The sequence below is a fragment of the Pseudomonas syringae genome, from assembly GCF_023278085.1.
In the GTDB taxonomy this organism is placed as follows: Bacteria; Pseudomonadota; Gammaproteobacteria; order Pseudomonadales; family Pseudomonadaceae; genus Aquipseudomonas; species Aquipseudomonas syringae_Q.
This window is the reverse complement of sequence record NZ_CP066265.1, coordinates 3337379-3352915: the sequence shown is the minus strand read 5'-3', so window position 1 is coordinate 3352915 and position 15537 is coordinate 3337379. Positions and strand designations below refer to the sequence as shown.

At 60.3% G+C, this 15537-nt stretch carries 16 protein-coding genes; 6 read left to right on the top strand and 10 right to left on the bottom strand.

What is annotated here, in order from left to right:
- Positions 1–3: 3 nt before the first annotated feature.
- Entirely contained in the window at positions 4–411 is a 408-nt protein-coding gene (locus I9H07_RS14875) for a hypothetical protein (RefSeq protein WP_024675788.1), read from the top strand.
- A gap of 59 nt (positions 412–470) precedes the next feature.
- On the opposite strand, the gene I9H07_RS14870 is transcribed toward I9H07_RS14875, so the two are convergent.
- Together I9H07_RS14870 and I9H07_RS14865 are read right to left on the bottom strand one after the other, a co-directional pair.
- Positions 471–1469, bottom strand: coding sequence for a sulfate ABC transporter substrate-binding protein (locus I9H07_RS14870; RefSeq protein ID WP_236425406.1), 999 nt, complete (start codon positions 1467–1469; stop codon positions 471–473).
- 114 nt (positions 1470–1583) lie between these two features.
- Complete coding sequence (locus tag I9H07_RS14865; protein ID WP_024675786.1) at positions 1584–2417, bottom strand: ion transporter; 834 nt, start codon at positions 2415–2417, stop codon at positions 1584–1586.
- 223 nt (positions 2418–2640) lie between these two features.
- Here I9H07_RS14865 and I9H07_RS14860 point away from each other — a divergent pair, with 223 nt between their 5' ends.
- On the top strand, positions 2641–3186 hold the full coding sequence (locus I9H07_RS14860) for a GNAT family N-acetyltransferase (protein WP_236425407.1): 546 nt from the start codon (positions 2641–2643) through the stop codon (positions 3184–3186).
- Between the two features lie 526 nt (positions 3187–3712).
- Here I9H07_RS14860 and I9H07_RS14855 read toward each other — a convergent pair.
- The 5 genes from I9H07_RS14855 to I9H07_RS14835 are packed head-to-tail and all read right to left on the bottom strand — an operon-like array spanning position 3713 to position 8766.
- On the bottom strand, positions 3713–5146 hold the full coding sequence (locus tag I9H07_RS14855) for an efflux transporter outer membrane subunit (protein ID WP_058391114.1): 1434 nt from the start codon (positions 5144–5146) through the stop codon (positions 3713–3715).
- Positions 5143–6027 (bottom strand): efflux RND transporter periplasmic adaptor subunit, encoded by an 885-nt coding sequence (locus tag I9H07_RS14850; RefSeq protein WP_236425408.1) that lies wholly within the window; start codon positions 6025–6027, stop codon positions 5143–5145. The genes I9H07_RS14855 and I9H07_RS14850 overlap by 4 nt, the downstream gene beginning before the upstream one ends.
- Positions 6024–6233, bottom strand: coding sequence for a DUF1656 domain-containing protein (locus tag I9H07_RS14845; protein ID WP_024643362.1), 210 nt, complete (start codon positions 6231–6233; stop codon positions 6024–6026). The genes I9H07_RS14850 and I9H07_RS14845 overlap by 4 nt, the downstream gene beginning before the upstream one ends.
- Entirely contained in the window at positions 6230–8317 is a 2088-nt protein-coding gene (locus tag I9H07_RS14840; RefSeq protein ID WP_236425409.1) for an FUSC family protein, read from the bottom strand. The genes I9H07_RS14845 and I9H07_RS14840 overlap by 4 nt, the downstream gene beginning before the upstream one ends.
- On the bottom strand, positions 8314–8766 hold the full coding sequence (locus tag I9H07_RS14835) for a MarR family winged helix-turn-helix transcriptional regulator (protein WP_024672322.1): 453 nt from the start codon (positions 8764–8766) through the stop codon (positions 8314–8316). The genes I9H07_RS14840 and I9H07_RS14835 overlap by 4 nt, the downstream gene beginning before the upstream one ends.
- A 556-nt stretch (positions 8767–9322) precedes the next feature.
- Here I9H07_RS14835 and I9H07_RS14830 point away from each other — a divergent pair.
- A complete protein-coding gene (locus tag I9H07_RS14830) occupies positions 9323–9991 on the top strand; it encodes a polysaccharide lyase family 7 protein (RefSeq protein ID WP_024672323.1) in 669 nt (222 codons plus the stop codon).
- A 19-nt stretch (positions 9992–10010) separates the two neighbouring features.
- Here I9H07_RS14830 and I9H07_RS14825 read toward each other — a convergent pair whose 3' ends face one another.
- Both I9H07_RS14825 and I9H07_RS14820 read right to left on the bottom strand, forming a co-directional pair.
- A complete protein-coding gene (locus I9H07_RS14825) occupies positions 10011–11399 on the bottom strand; it encodes a heavy metal sensor histidine kinase (protein WP_024672324.1) in 1389 nt (462 codons plus the stop codon).
- On the bottom strand, positions 11378–12067 hold the full coding sequence (locus tag I9H07_RS14820; protein WP_024672325.1) for a heavy metal response regulator transcription factor: 690 nt from the start codon (positions 12065–12067) through the stop codon (positions 11378–11380). The genes I9H07_RS14825 and I9H07_RS14820 overlap by 22 nt, the downstream gene beginning before the upstream one ends.
- A 170-nt stretch (positions 12068–12237) precedes the next feature.
- On the opposite strand from I9H07_RS14820, the gene I9H07_RS14815 reads away from it, so the two are divergent.
- From I9H07_RS14815 to I9H07_RS14805, 3 genes are all read left to right on the top strand, one after another.
- On the top strand, positions 12238–12843 hold the full coding sequence (locus I9H07_RS14815; protein ID WP_010434348.1) for a hypothetical protein: 606 nt from the start codon (positions 12238–12240) through the stop codon (positions 12841–12843).
- 85 nt (positions 12844–12928) lie between these two features.
- Positions 12929–13549 (top strand): cytochrome b/b6 domain-containing protein, encoded by a 621-nt coding sequence (locus I9H07_RS14810; protein WP_024672326.1) that lies wholly within the window; start codon positions 12929–12931, stop codon positions 13547–13549.
- Entirely contained in the window at positions 13546–14316 is a 771-nt protein-coding gene (locus I9H07_RS14805) for a molybdopterin-dependent oxidoreductase (RefSeq protein ID WP_236425410.1), read from the top strand. Before I9H07_RS14810 ends, I9H07_RS14805 begins: the two co-directional genes overlap by 4 nt.
- 369 nt (positions 14317–14685) lie before the next feature.
- On the opposite strand, the gene efeO is transcribed toward I9H07_RS14805, so the two are convergent.
- Positions 14686–15510, bottom strand: coding sequence for an iron uptake system protein EfeO (gene efeO / locus I9H07_RS14800; RefSeq protein ID WP_024646255.1), 825 nt, complete (start codon positions 15508–15510; stop codon positions 14686–14688).
- Positions 15511–15537 lie beyond the last annotated feature (27 nt).

The following is a 15537-nucleotide window of genomic DNA, read 5'->3' as shown; positions in this document are numbered from 1 at the left end:
CTTATGTACCGTACCGCACGCATCACCTTGTTGGGTTTGGTCGTTGGCCTGAGTGCCTGTGCCGTCCAGCATCCGGCACCGCCGCACAGCCAGGAACCGATCCCGACTCTACCGGGCGGCCAGCAGCCCGGCGCTCCACGGCCGACGCCGACACCTGCGGAGCCCGCGAAGGCACCTCCTGCCGGGCCTAAAACCTCGGCCAGTTTCGCGCCGCCGCCGGGGGGTGGCAGCCATTGGGATGCGCGTCTGGGCGTGTACGTCATGGATGATCAGCCCAATACGTTCTACCGCCAGCGCACCTATTACCAGTGGAACAACGGCTGGAGCTGGGCAACCAGTCCCGATGGCCCATGGCAGGCGACCGACGCCAGCGGCGTACCGGCGGGGCTGGGTAAACAGTTCAGTAACTGAGTGGCGCCTTAACAAAAACGGCGACCTTGAAGGTCGCCGTTTTGCATTGCGCGAGACGTTTATTTGCCCGGATAGATCTGATCGAACACGCCACCGTCAATGAAGTGGGTCTTCTGCACGGTGCGCCAGTCGCCGAACGTTTTCTCCACTGACAGGAAGTCCACTTTCGGGAAGCGATCCTGGTACTTGGCGAGAACCTGCGGATCGCGCGGGCGCAGGTAGTTGTTGGCGGCGATTTCCTGGCCTTCTGGTGACCATAGGTACTTAAGGTATTCCTCGGCCAGTGAGCGGGAGTTCTTCCTGTCCACCACTTTGTCGACGACACTCACCGGCGGCTCGGCTTCTGCCGACACGGACGGGTAGACCACTTCGAACTGATCGCGACCGAATTCGCGGGCGATCATCTCGGCCTCGTTTTCGAAGGTGACCAGCACATCACCGATCTGGTTGGTCATGAACGTGGTGGTCGCGCCACGACCGCCCGTGTCGAGGACCGGCACGTGGCGGAACAGATCGCCGACGAACTTCTTCGCTGCGGCTTCATCGCCGCCGTTTTTCAGGGTGTAGCCCCAGGCCGAGAGGTAGGTGTAGCGGCCGTTACCCGAGGTTTTCGGGTTGGGCACGATCACTTCGACGCCATCCTTGACCAGGTCCGGCCAGTCTTTCAGGGCCTTGGGGTTGCCCTTGCGTACGATAAACACCGTGGCCGAAGTGAACGGCGCGCTGTTGTTCGGCAGGCGGGTGACCCAGTCCTTAGGCACCAGCCCGCCGTTGTCGGCCAGCGCATTGATGTCGGTGGCCATGTTCATGGTGATCACGTCGGCCGGCAGCCCGTCGATGACCGAACGCGCCTGCTTGCTCGACCCGCCAAACGACATCTGCACCGTCACGTCTTCGTTCTTTTCGGCTTTCCAGTGCTTCTGGAAGGCGCTGTTATAGTCCTTGTAGAAATCACGCATCACGTCGTAGGAGACGTTGAGCAGCGTCGGAGCTGCCTGGGCGGCGCTGGCAAAAGCCAGGCCTGCGGCCAGTAGCGAGGCGGCGAAGAGTTTATTCACTGCAGGGTCCTTGAGAGTGGTGTGACAAAAGAGTGGTGTGACAAAGCCTGATGGCGTAATGCCGCGACACTATCAGCATCGCGCCTGCGGTTTAAAGACCGAAAAGGTCTTTGCTTATGCCTTGTGCTCCAGTTTCGCAAACAACTGATTTCCGCAACGCGAACAAAACGCCGCATCGTGCTCATGGACGTTCTTCGAGCAGACCGGGCAATCGTGCTTCAACTGTTCGCCGCGCATGGCATTGGCCAGTTCGGCGGTGAATATTCCGGTGGGCACGGCGATGATCGAGTAACCGATGATCATCACCAGCGACGAGAGCATCTGACCGACCGGCGTTTTGGGCACGATATCGCCGAAACCCACGGTGGTAAGGGTCACGATAGCCCAGTAAATGCCTTTGGGAATGCTGGTGAAGCCATGCTCCGGGCCTTCGATCACATACATCAGCGTGCCGAACACCGTGACCAGGGTCGAAACGGTGACCAGAAACACGATAATCTTCTGTTTGCTGCCGCGCAGCGCTGCCAGCAGGTAGTTGGCCTGACGCAGGTAGGTGCCGAGCTTGAGCACCCGGAAAATCCGCAGCATACGGATGATCCGCACGATCAGCAGGTACTGGGCGTCGCTGTAATAAATCGACAGCACGCCCGGCACAATCGCCAGCAGGTCCACCAGGCCATAGAAGCTGAAGGCGTACTTCAGCGGCCGGGGTGAACAGTACAGGCGCAGGATGTATTCAATCGCGAACAGCAGCGTGAACCCCCATTCGACCCAGGCGAACAGCATCGCGTAATCGCGATGAATGCTCTCGATGCTGTCGATGACCGTGACCAGCAGACTGAGCAGAATCGCCACCAGCACAATCTTGTCAAACATCCGCCCGGCAGGCGTATCGGCTTCAAAGATAACGATATGCAGCCGCTCGCGACGGCTGAGAGAGGTGTCCATGGTGCTTCCCGATGCAAAGATCGGCAGAGCCTAGGAGTATTGGGTGGGTGAGTGCAAGTAGGGTGGCGAAGATCGGACGCGGAGCGTGAGGAACGATAACCTCAGCTATCGTGCGACGCTCCGCGTCGTCATGCCGTTCGGGACGCTCCGCGTCTTCTTGCCACTCAAACTCGTATGACAAACCAGGTGGAGAGCGTCGGCTATGACTGACGCGGGAGGACACATGCAGTATTCAGGCGAGGGCTTTTCTCTCAGGGTGTTGACGTTTGATGATTCTGAGTTGATCCACCGTTACGAAAATGCCAATCGCAGGCATCTGCAGCCTTGGGAACCGTTGAGAGGCGAGGACTACTTCATCCTCGAAAACGCCCGATCACGGGTTCAGCAGCAGTGGGAAAGCATGCAGGCCTGCAGCGCGTTTTTTTTCCTGATCACGGAGCCCGAGCGCGGCGAGCTGCTGGGGCGGTGCAGTTATACGAATATCGTGAGGGGGGCTTTCCAGGCCTGCCACCTTGGTTTCTCGCTGGCCGAAACGGCTCAGGGCCGGGGATTGATGAAACGGGCGCTTGAGGTGACCAATCGTTACTGTTTCGAGCAGATGGGCCTGCACCGGATTATGGCCAATCACATGCCGGCCAATGTGCAAAGCGAGCGACTGCTGCAGTCGCTGGGCTTTGAAAAAGAGGGCTATGCGCGTGCCTACCTGAACATTGCCGGGGTCTGGGAAGATCATGTTCTGAGGTCGTTGATTAACCCGGGAGTGACCTGATGACGGAGCGGAAAGTGACTTGAGTCGGGCTTTGATCTTTCTCATGACTCTCGTGCCAATCGCTCCGCGTTGGCATGCATTTCGTGACGCTCTGCGTCGCAATTCTGCGTCCATCACATGTGTTCAAGATCGGACGCAGAGCGTCCAGAACTGCATTCCTACGCTGGAGCGCGAGGAACGAGAATCTTGTAACTATCGTGCCAATCGCTCCGCGTTGGCATGCATTTCGTGACGCTCTGCGTCGCAATCCTGCGCCGCAGTATGCGCCCAGCATCAGACGCGAAGCATCCAGAAAGACGCTACCACGCTGGTGCGCTGATCGTTCAGGCTTCTGCCCGCAGGGCGTCGGAGCGAACTTGTTCGCGAAGGGGCCGGGATATTCTTTGAAAATGTATCGTCTGTATTACCGTCTTCGCGAACAAGTTCGCTCCTATGGCCTTCGGCCAGAATCAAAGGCGGACTGGTGTATAAAGATGAGCGCTGGAGCGTGGGAACGAGAGTAAAGCGTAGCATTGCCGGGCGCATCTTACTTCCCGGCCACGCCATCCTTCTCCCAACCGCCGCCCAGTGCCAGAAACAGGTTGATCTGCCCCATGGCCACTTCGGTGTTGGCCTCGGCCAGTTGCGCGCGGACGTCGGTGTAGGTCCGGGTCGCTTGCAGATCTGCGAGGAACGATGCGCGTCCGGCCTGATAGAAACGGTGGGTCTGGTCAGCCGCCTCCCTGGCCGATTGCTCGGCGTCTTTCAGCGCATCGCGGCGGTCGAGCAGGGCGGTGTATTGCGCCAGCCCGGTCTGGGTTTCGCGGATGGCGTTGAGCACCACACCATCGAAGCGTGCCAAGGATGCCTGGGCAGATGCTTCAGCCTGATGGATACGCGCCCGCGACCCATTCGACGGGAGGGTCCAGTTCAACAGCGGCCCGAAGCCCCAGCGGTTGGCGGCCGGTTTGCCGAGGTTTTCGATAAGGCCCGTGGTGCCAATGCTCGCGCCGATGCTGATGTCCGGGTAAAGCTCGCCGGTAGCCACACCAATCTCGGCCGTGGACATCGCCAGATGCCGTTCGGCCTGACGCACGTCGGGGCGGCGTTTGAGCAGCGCGGCGCCATCGCCTATCGGCATCACCTGGGCAATGTGTGGCAGCTCGTTGCAGGTGTTGACCCCGGCCGGCAATTGCTCGACCGGTCTGGCGAGCAGCATCGACAGGCGGAACATCGCCGCCTGACGGCGAGCTTCGTAACGTGGCATTTCAGCGCGCAACGATTTGAACTGGGTCTGCGAGCGTGTGACCTGGGTTTCATCGCCACGTCCGGCATCACGCAGGCGCTGGTTGAGGGTCACGCTCTGCTGTTGCAGATCCAGCGATTCGCGGGCGATATCAAGTTCTTCGTTGGCCGCGCAGATCTGTGTGTAGGCGCGCACGACATCGGCGACCACTGTGATGCGTGCTGTATCGACCGCCGCCTGATTGGCATCGACGTTGGCCTGCGCTGCCTCGATGCCACGCTGCAAGGTGCCGAACAGATCGAACTGGTAGGACGTGGTGATACCCACATCGCCGACATTGGACACCGGCACCTTGTCGGTCAGCAGAAACGACTCGCCCGATTCCTGCACCCGTTGCGCGCCGATCTTCGCACCGTTGGTGAAACCGCCCGCTGCCTCGGCTTCTGAGTTCTGATAGCGAGAGCGTTGCAGGTTGGCGGCAGCGACGCGCAGATCGGTATTGGACGCCATCGCCTGGCGCACCAGTTCATCTACACGCGGGTCCTGATACAGACGCCACCAGTGCGCAGGCACCGGCGCCGAGACGGTGTTGACCGAACGGCCCGCCAGTTCGCCCTGCAAATCCGGGCGATTGATCGCGCCGTCTTCCGGCAATCGGTAATCCGGCCCGACTGTCTGACAGGCTGACAGCAGGACGCTCAAACCGAGCGCACTCAGGCGTGCGGCGTGTTTCATCGGCTGGTCTCCTGGGTATCCGCGATGATCGACACCGTCGCGGTCCGCCCGGCGATCATGCGGAAGTCCTTGGGCACATCGTCGAAGGCGATCCGCACTGGAATCCGCTGCGCCAGCCGCACCCAACTGAACGCCGGGTTGACGTTGGGCAGCAGGTTCGAGCCGCTGGTGCGGTCGCGGTCTTCGATACCGGCGACGATGCTCACTACATGGCCGGTCAGCCGGGCGTTGTCGCCGATGACGCGAATGTCCACGCCCTGGCCGACATGAATGCCGTCCAGCTTGGTTTCCTCGAAATAGCCGTCGATGTGGAACGAAGCCGCATCGACCACCGACAGCACCGGACGCCCGGCAGTGACGAACTCATGCTCGCGGGGCGCGCGGTCGTTGAGGTAGCCGTCTACCGGGCTGCGAATCACCGAGCGATCCAGATTCAGTTGCGCAGCGTCCACGGCCACCCGTGCCTCACCCAGCGCTGACAGTGCGCGGGCTTCCCGGGACTGGCTTTCTTCCAGTTGCTCACGGGCGACCAGATTGCCGAGGCTGCGGTTACGCGTGTTCTCGCGCCGCGCCTGCTGCCAGGTTTCCTGGCGCTCGGCGACCGTGGCCTGAGCCTGACGCAACGACAGGCGGAAGCGGTCCTGATCGATGGTGAACAGCACCTGGCCTTTGTGTACCGGCTGGTTGTCAGTCACCTCGACCTTTTGAATCAGCCCGGACACGTCCGGCGCGATCTGCACGACATCGGCGCGAATGTGGCCGTCTCGGGTCCACGGCGCATACATGTAATACATCACCATCCGCCACACGACGACGGCGGCCAGGGTGACAACCAGCAGGGTCAGGACCACGCGGCCCAGTGTCAGTATCGGTTTTTTCATGTCATCAGGTATCGACTGAGAGTATCCACGGCGCCGAGCAACAAAGCGTATAGACCTACGTTGAATAAAGCCCGGTGCCAGACCAGGCGGTAGAAGTGCGCACGCAGCAGCACTGCGTGCACTCCGAGAAACAGCAGATAGGCGATGCCCATCATCGCCAGGAACGTGGGAATGAAGATCCCGCTGATGTCCAGATCACCGATCACAGGGGCGCTCCATCGATGTTGTGCGGCAGTTGCTCGGTCATTTCCCCGCCCACGGTGACGATCTCTACGCCCGGCAACAACGCCAGACGCAGGCCGCTGAGCGCGTGCAGCAGGTGGACACGGGCCGGGTTGTCGCCCATTTCCTGATCGGTCAGCGCGCGGCGCGCGCGGTCCATGGCCATCAACAGGCCTCGCGGTGCGGGCAGTCGTTCACCGGCTTTGCTGCAGTGCTTGAAATAACCGCTGACCTCATCGATCACCTGACGCAACTGCGCTTGGGCAGCGGGTGTGGCACGCCGGGTGTAGGCAAGCAGGTCGAGCATGTTCAGCGCCACTCGCAGTTCGCGCAGGGCAATGCCGGTGTCCTGCGCGGTGAGCGTCAGACGCGGCAGTTGCTGCATCAGACGGTCGAGCATCTGCACGCCCATGCGCCGGTGCTCGGCCAGCGATGATTCCTCGCTGAGGCTGGCAATGTCGCGCCAGCTGAAGCGGGTCAGGCGTTTGACTGCCAGTTCAACCCCGAACGGGCGAAACACCAGTGTCCAGATAAAGGCAAACAACAGCCCGGCCGGACCCGCCAGGTTGGAGTTGAGGAAGTTCATGAAGTCCGCATCGTAGGCGCTCTGGATGCTGATGAAGGACGAGGTGTTGACGATGGTCAGCAGCGTGCCGAGAAAGAAGCGCGGCTGCACGGTCAGGGTGCCGACACAAATGAACGGCACGGCGAAGGCCAGCACCAGCATCGGGAAGTCGTGCAGGTTGGGCAGCACCACGAACAGGTACAGGCTGGCAAACACCACCGACAGCATGGTCCAGAAAAAGAACCGGTAGATTTGCGGGGCCGGGTCGTCCATCGCTGCAAAGAAGCTGCACGACACTGCCGCCAGCGCCACCGCACTGGCGCCGTCCTTCCAGCCGAGCAGAATCCACAGCACCGATGCGGCGATGATCGCCAGCACGGTCGAGGCCACCGAATAGAGCATCAGGCCGCGATCAAGAAACGGCGTCAGCCGGCCCAGTCGCCAATGGCGATACACCGCACGCCAGGGTGTCTGATCGTCGGTCTTGATCGCGTATTGCAGGGTGCGGCAGTCCTGCCACAGATCAATCCATTCGCTGAGGCGGAACAGGGTGTTGGACAGCAGCAACTGATCACGATCGTCCAGTTGCACGGAGTCCGGTTGCAAGCGCTCCAGCTCAGCGTGCAACTGCTGCCATTGCTCGTCTTGCGGACCTTCGGCGGTATTTTTCAGCCAGTCGTAGACGTGCTGCAACAACGGCGAGACGCTAGCCAGAAGCTCGGGCGTGCGCCGTTCCAGCGCCCATAGCGCGTCGTCAAGTGCATCAATGACCGGCAGCAGATGGATCATCCGGCCGCGCAGTTCGTTGGCGTTGCGCACGGTTTGCTTGCGTGCGCCTTCGTGGCGTAACTGGCCGATCATCATTTCCAGCGAGTTGAAACTGCCGACCATCGCGTTGCGCAGTGCGCCGATTTCCTCGGCCTGACAGCTGCGACTGATGAAGCGCTCGCTGTAGGTCGAGGCGTCACTGAACCACTTCTCCGTAGTGGCCTGAAACACCGGTGCCAGGCGGCGCGGCCAGAACATCGCGCCGATGACCGCAGCGCAAATGATGCCGAGGAAGATTTCCTCGGTGCGCGACACGGCGATATCGAATACCGCCTGTGGATTGTCGACCACCGGCAGGGAAATCAGCGGCATGGTGTAGCCGGCCAGCATCAGCGCATAGCTGTTCGCGGTGCGCAGGTGCAGGGACAGAAACAGCAGCGTACCGGTCCACAGCCCGACCACGATGGCCAATAACAGCGGTGTTTGCACGAACATCGGCACCAGCAGTACGGAAGCCGCCGCACCGGCCAGCGTTCCGGCAGCGCGGTACAGCGCTTTGGAGCTGGTCGGGCCTACGAACGGGCTGGAGACGATGTACACGGTGGCCATCGCCCAGTACGGGCGGGGCATTTCCATCAGCAGCGCGATATAAAGCGCCAGCATCGACGCGCCGAAGGTGCGCACACCGTAGAACCAGTCGCGTGCCGGTGGCACGCTGGAGAAAAAACCGTTCAAACCGGGCTCCCGTGTTCACGCTGCGCGGCATCGGCAAATGCCTGCAACACTCGCACAGTGGCTTCCAGGTCGGCGGGTTGCAGGCCTTGAAGTACGTCGGCGCGCAAGCGGGTCAATTCCGCCTCGATGGCGCTGGCCAGTGCGCGGCCTTTCTCCGTCAGGCTCAAGGCCTTGGCGCGGCGGTCGTTGGGATCTTCAGTACGGCAGACGATGCCGGCCTTGCACAGCTGATCGAGCAGGCGGACCAGCGTCGGGCTTTCCATGCCAGCCGCCTGGGCCACTTTCACCTGGTGCGCGCCGTCGCCCAAGCGCGCGATGGCCAGCAGCGGCCCTGCGCAGGCTTCGGAAATGCCATAGGTCACCAGCGTGTTCTGACAGATGCGTCGCCATTGACGAGAGGCCGCCACCAGACCACTGCTGATTGCCCGATGCAGTGATTCGACAGACATGAAGGCACCAGAGATTTAGTTAGGAGCGATATTGTTAGCAAGGAGATAAATAGCTTGCTAACTAATATCCCGTAACAACTGCTTACAGTCAACCCGAAGCTGCCCGATGGCAGTGAGGTTCTTGAATCAGCGTTGAGGTAAGCCTTCGCAAAATGCCGATTTTGACGCACCTGCGCTTCTTGAAAAGGGGCGCTTTGTCAGTGTCAGGCGCGTTAAGTTCACTCAGACTGAAAATAATCGCGACCGTCTGTCGGTAATTTGCATGATTTTGTTCTGTATGGGTCGCGATACATTCAAAAAAATGACGCCGATCGCGAGAACAGTTCTCACGTTAATCGCAGTCTGCAGGCCAGTAGTGGCACTTGGCTTGGTTACGAAGTTTGATATCGAAGTAGTGGCATTTGGGCGATTTAGGCATTTTGTTGACGCCAATGTGTTGTCGTTGCTGTTTAATAATTAAACGATTAAGCCGATAGTCTCCCTGAACGCAACGGGCTTGCATGCCCGTTCCAGAGCCATCCTGCTGGTGCGCAACGCGTGCCCTGCGAGCTACTCCATGATCGACCTTGCCACCTGGAATCTTTCCGTACCCGTCGGTAGTCCTGCGACCATCATTGAGACCCCCAAATTGGTAAAGGGCTATCGGGACGGCTATTTTCAATCGGGAGACACGCTGTTTTTCTGGGCGCCGGTGACCGGGTCGACCACCGAGAACGCCAAGTACCCGCGTTCCGAGTTACGCGAGACAACGGCCGACGGCAGGGTTTTCAACTGGGCCTATTCCAGTGCCAACAATTTTCTGCGCGCTACGCTGGAAGTCGATCAAGTGCCGTCCAGTGGCAAGATCGTGATCGGCCAGATTCACTGCTACCAGAGCACCGAGCCGCTGTTGAAGGTGGAATACCAGTACAAGGAGAAGCTGAAGACAGGCAACATTGTCGCCAAGTTTCGCCGCACGCCGGATTCGGAAATCGAAGTCATCACCATCGCGCAGGGCGTGCCGCTCGATCAGCAGTTCAACTACACCATCAACCTGTCGAGTACCGGTGATCTGACGGTCAATGCTTTTGACGCGGTCTGGTACGCCAAGCTGGATTCAGCCTGGGGCAGCAAGCTGTTCTACTTCAAGGCAGGGGTCTACACCCAGGACAACACGGGCTACACCACTGAAGGCGGCTCGGCCACGTTCTACAAGCTGGCCATCGCTCACGAAAAGAAGACGTGATCTTTGCGGGCCGGAACATTTACGCCACTGGAAATATCAGGCTGAAGCGGATTCTGCCCGCGGCGGGTTGAGCGACTTCGACCCGGCCGCCATGCAGGTGCATGATCGCCGTGACAATCGCCAGGCCCAGGCCATTGGAGTCAGAGCTTTCATGGCGTGAGGCGTCGCCACGATAGAAACGATCGAACAGCCGGGCGAGGGTGGTCTCCGGCAGCACCGGCCCGCAATTTTCCACATCGATTCTCCAGTGTCGATCAACCGCAGCGACACGCATCAGAATCTCGCTGTCTTCATCGGCATAGCGAATGGCGTTGGCCACCAGATTGCTCAATGCACGGCGCAGCAGGATCGGATCGGCCAGCAGCGTCCCTTGCCCGCGGGTGCTCAGGGTCAGATTGCGTTCTTCTGCCAACCCTTCGAAATAGCCCGCCACTCGTTGCAGTTCATCGTGCAGGTCCAGCGACTGACGTTCCAGCGCGGCCTGGGCTTCATCGGCGCGGGCCAGAAACAGAATGCTTTCCACCAGCCGCGAGATGCGCTCCAGCTCTTCCAGATTCGAGGCCAGCAGCGCCTGATACTCGTCGACGCTGCGGTTCTGGCGCAGGGCAACCTGACAATGGCCCATCAGCGAGCCGACCGGGGTGCGAATCTCGTGGGCCAGGTCGGCAGAAAACTGCGTCAAACGCCGATAACCGTCGTCCAGCCGGTCGAGCATGGCATTGAAGGCGTCGCTCAATTGTTGCAATTCGACCGGCGTATCGCGGCTGTCGAGCCGCTTGTGCAGGCTGGCCGGGGTGATTGCCGCTGCGTGCGCCGCCATCCTGCGCAACGGCCGCAGACCGCGCCGCAGCAGTACATAACCCAGCAGCGCGGTGATCAGAAACACCAGCACCACAGCTATATAGATGCGTTGACGGAAGCTGGCGAGCATGGCCATTTCCTTGACCATCAGGTGCGCCGCCTGCAAGCGCACCTCGACGCCATTGGACACGACCTGTGCCGCCGCAGCACGCAAAGGCACGCCTTGCAGACTCATGCCGCTGCGCAGGTCATCGACTTGTAACGGCTGGTCCTGCGCCACGGTGGGCAGTTCCGGTAGCGGTGCATGTTGCGGGTTGACCGAAATCACCGGCGGCTTGCCCGGTTCGCCGATGATGAAGATGTCTTCCTCGCTGTCGAGCATGTTCTCGAACAGTTGCGGGCTGCCTTTGAGGTTGTCCATGGTCAGGTCGTAGCGCAGCAGCTTGCGAAAATGGTCGAGGCGCGCCAGCACCGCATGGTCGCTGCGTTGCATGACGGTCTGTTCGATGGACTGGTACAGGTAAAGGCCCGCACCGCTGACGGTCAACATTGCCACCAGCGCGAAGGCGAGGGTCGAGCGCAGGGTCAGGGAAGGCTGACGTCGCATGGCCGTACCTCGCACACGTAACCGATGCCGCGCACCGTGTGGATGAGTTTGACCGGATAGGGCAGGTCGACCTTGCTGCGCAGGCGCTTGATGGCAACGTCCACCACGTTGGTGTCGCTGTCGAAATTCATGTCCCAGACTTCCGAGGCGATCTGCGCTCGTGACAGCACATCACCTTCGCGACGCAGCAATAGATGCAGCAGGGCGAACTCCTTGTTGGTCAGCACGATGACTTGTTGCTGACGCGTCACGCGGCGACGCAGCAGATCGAGCTCCAGATCGGCCAGGTGAAAATGATCGGCCTCGCGGACCACGCCACGGCGCAGGATGGTGCGGATGCGCAGCAGCAGTTCGGTGAAGGAAAACGGCTTGACCAGGTAGTCGTCAGCGCCCAGCTCCAGGCCGCGAATCCGGTCCTGCAACTGGTCGCGGGCGGTGAGGAACAGCACGGGCACGTCCTGCCGGGCGCGCAGTACTTCGATGATCTGCCAGCCGTCGATGCCGGGCAGCATCACGTCCAGCACGATCAGGTCGTAACGGTTTTCCAGCGCCAGGTGCAGGCCGTCGGCACCGTGCTGGGTCCAGTCGACCCCGTAGCCGGATTCGCCGAGGCCCTTCTTCAGGTACTCGCCGGTTTTGGTGTCGTCTTCAATTAGCAGGATATGCATCGTTTTGTCCGCTACGCTTTTGCAGGCGCCCTTTTTGCGCCGATGCCGGAGTCTAACCAGTTGCCGACAAGGTGTCCGGCGAATGACAAAAATGTCATTGCCCGGTCATTCTACGGTGCCGGTAGCGGTGCAAGGATGGTTCTCAGATCTCAACTGCCAAGGAAGTACTGATGAAGACTGCACTCTCCACTACGTTTGGCCTGCTGTTGCTCAGCGCCGCTGTCATGACTCAAGCCGCCGATATGAAGGTGGTCAAACCGATGCGCGGGACTGTCGACAGCGTGAGCGCCGACACCCTCGATTTCACCACCCGTTCGGGTCAGCACGAAAGTATCAAACTGACTGACAAGACCGGTATCCGTCTGGTGTCCGAAGCTGACTTCAAGCAAATCAAAGGCGACAGTTTTGTCGGTTCGGCTGCCATACCCCAGGCTGACGGCACGTTGAAAGCGCTGGAAGTGACCGTTTTTGAAGCGAGCCTCAAAGGCAGCGGCGAAGGCCATTACGGCTGGGAAAACGCTGATGGCAGCACCGGCACTATGACCAATGGCACTGTCGGTACGTTGGCCGGGACCGATGGGCGTACGCTGACCGTCAAGTATGAAGGCGGCGAGAAGAAACTGGTGGTGCCACAGGACGTGCCTATCGCCTACGTCGAACCAGGCAAGGTCGATCAACTGACCAAAGGCGCCAAAGTCGTGGTGTTCCCGGCTGACGACGGCAAGTCGGCGCGCGGCGTTGCGGTCGGCAAAAACGGTTTCACACCGCCGATGTAATTGCAGCCGACCACGCGAGGGCAGGTGCCTCCGGTCGCCTGCCCTCGTTACATTCCGGCTATGCCTGATTCAGAGGGATCTCGACATGAAAACCCGTCCCATTCATCCGTGGCCGGTGCGTTTGACTCATTGGGTCAACGCGGTGGGCATGGTCTGCATGTTCATGAGCGGTTGGGCCATCTACAACGCGTCGCCGCTGATGCCGTTCACCTTTCCCAAATTCCTGACACTCGGCGGCTGGCTGGGCGGCTCCATTGCCTGGCACTTCGCGGTGATGTGGCTATTGGTCATCAACGGCCTGGTGTATGTGCTGTATGGCGTGCTCAGTCGCCATTTCAAGCGCGATCTGCTGCCGGTTCGGCCTTCCGAGGTGAAGCGCGATGCTGTTGATGCGATGCGTTTTCGACTGGTGCACGTCAAAGGCCAGTACAACGCCGTGCAACGCCTGATGTATTGGCTGGTGCTGCTCATGGGCGCGCTGGTGGTGGTGTCGGGGCTCGCCATCTGGAAGCCGGTGCAGTTCCAGGAGCTGGTGGCCTTGCTGGGTGGTTTTGATTTTGCCCGCTGGGTGCATTTTGGTGCGATGACGGCGATCGGCGCGTTTGTTGTGGTGCATCTGCTGCTGGTGGTGCTGGTGCCGAGCACCTTGTTACCGATGATTACCGGCGGCCGCCAGCCGAACGAAGAAGGGGCTGCCAAGCCATGAATGAACCTCGTAAACGCATTACCCAGCGCATCCGCCTGGAGCCTGCGCAGCAAAGCCAGTTGATCGATATTCAGCGGCGTTCGTTTCTGCGTGCCGGGCTGACCGTGGGGGCGATGTCAATGCTCACCGGCTGCAACCTGCAGGACGGCGATCAGGTGGACAAGGTGTTGTGGGCCATGTCGCGCTGGAACGACCGGGTTCAGGCCTGGCTGTTCAATGGCCAGAAACTGGCGCGGACCTATAGCAAGGCGCAGTTGACCAATCCGTTCCCGTTCAATGCGTTCTACCCTGAGTACAACGTGCCCGAGCTTGAAATTGCCGACTACCGGCTGGCCGTTTCAGGGCTGGTACGTGACAAGCAGCCGTGGACGCTGGAAGCGTTGCGCAAGTTGCCGCAACGTACCGACATCACGCGACTGATCTGTATCGAAGGCTGGAGTGCAGTAGGGCAGTGGGGCGGCGTGCCACTGAAGACATTTCTGGAGTACATCGGCGCGGACACCACAGCGCGATTCGTCGGCTTCAAGTGCGCCGACCGCTATTACTCAAGCCTGGACATGCCCACCGCATTGCACCCGCAGACCCTGTTGGCGCTGGACTTTGGGGAAGTCGCCCTGCCACCGGACTACGGCTACCCGCTGCGCGTGCGAGTCCCGACCAAACTGGGCTTCAAGAACCCCAAGCACATCGTCGAGATCTTCGTCAGCAACGAAAATCCCGGCGGGTACTGGGAGGATCAGGGTTATAACTGGTTCAGCGGGATCTAAGGGCGGGACGCAGAGCGTCCAGAACGGCATGGCGACGCGGAGCGTCGCACGATAGTTGAGGTTATCGTTCCGCACGCTGCGGAGGGAATACCTGGCGTGACGCTCTGCGTCACAAGAGGATGCAGAGCGTCCAGAGCGGCATGGCGACGCGGAGCGTCGCACGATAGTTGAGGTTATCGTTCCGCACGCTCCAGCGTGGGAATGCCTGTCGTGACGCTTTGCGTCACAAGAGGACGCAGAGCGTCCAGAACGGCATGGCGACGCGGAGCGTCGCACGGTAGTTGAGGTTATCGTTCCGCACGCTCCAGCGTGGGAATGCCGTTCGTGACGCTCTGCGTCACTTGTCTGCGTGGCGCCTTGAGCTTCAGATCAGTTCAAGCCCAGCTTGCCGCGCAGGGTCGAGAGGTCTTCGGCCAGGGTGTTGACCGGACCGACCAGCGCTTTGCGGTCGTTCTCTTTCACTTTGTCGTAGGTTTCAAAGCCGCCGTCTTTGGTCTTGTACTTGGCCAGGATTTTTTCCACGGTGGCGAAGTTCTTGTCGACTTTGGCCGAGAAGGCCTTGTCCTGCTGTTCGATCTGCGGACGGAACAGGTCGACGATTTTCTTCGCGCCGTCGATGTTGCCCTGGAAGTCGTACAGGTCGGTGTGGCTGTAACGGTCTTCCTCTCCGGAGATCTTGGTTGCGGCCACTTCTTCCAGCAGCGCGGCGGCACCGCCGACGACTTTTTCAGGCGGGAAGGTCAGTTCGGCCACACGTTTTTCCAGGTCCTTGACGTCGCTCATCAGTTTGTCGGCGATAGGGCCCTGGTCTTTGGTGCTGTTCTGCGAAAACAGCGCATATTCCAGGCGATGGAAGCCGGTGAAGTCTTCTGCCGTCACGCCCTTTTCGTGGTCATCGACACGCGAGTCGATGGAGGCATCCAGATCACTGAACAGTTCAGCAATCGGCTCGACCGACTCGTAGTACACGCGGGTGGGTGCGTACAGCTTTTTAGCCGTCGCGATGTCGCCCTTTTTAACGGCATCAGTGAATTGCTGAGTGTGGCTGACCAGCTCTTCGATGTTTTCGGTCACGTAAATCTTGTAGTCCGACACCGGGCCTACCAGGTCCAGTGGCGCGGTGGCGGCGAAGGCGGCCAGTGGGGTCTGGAGCAGGCCAAGCGTCAGGAGCAAAGCCAGAGGCGTCTTTTTCATGAGGGTCTTCCGGGTCAGGAGTGGGTA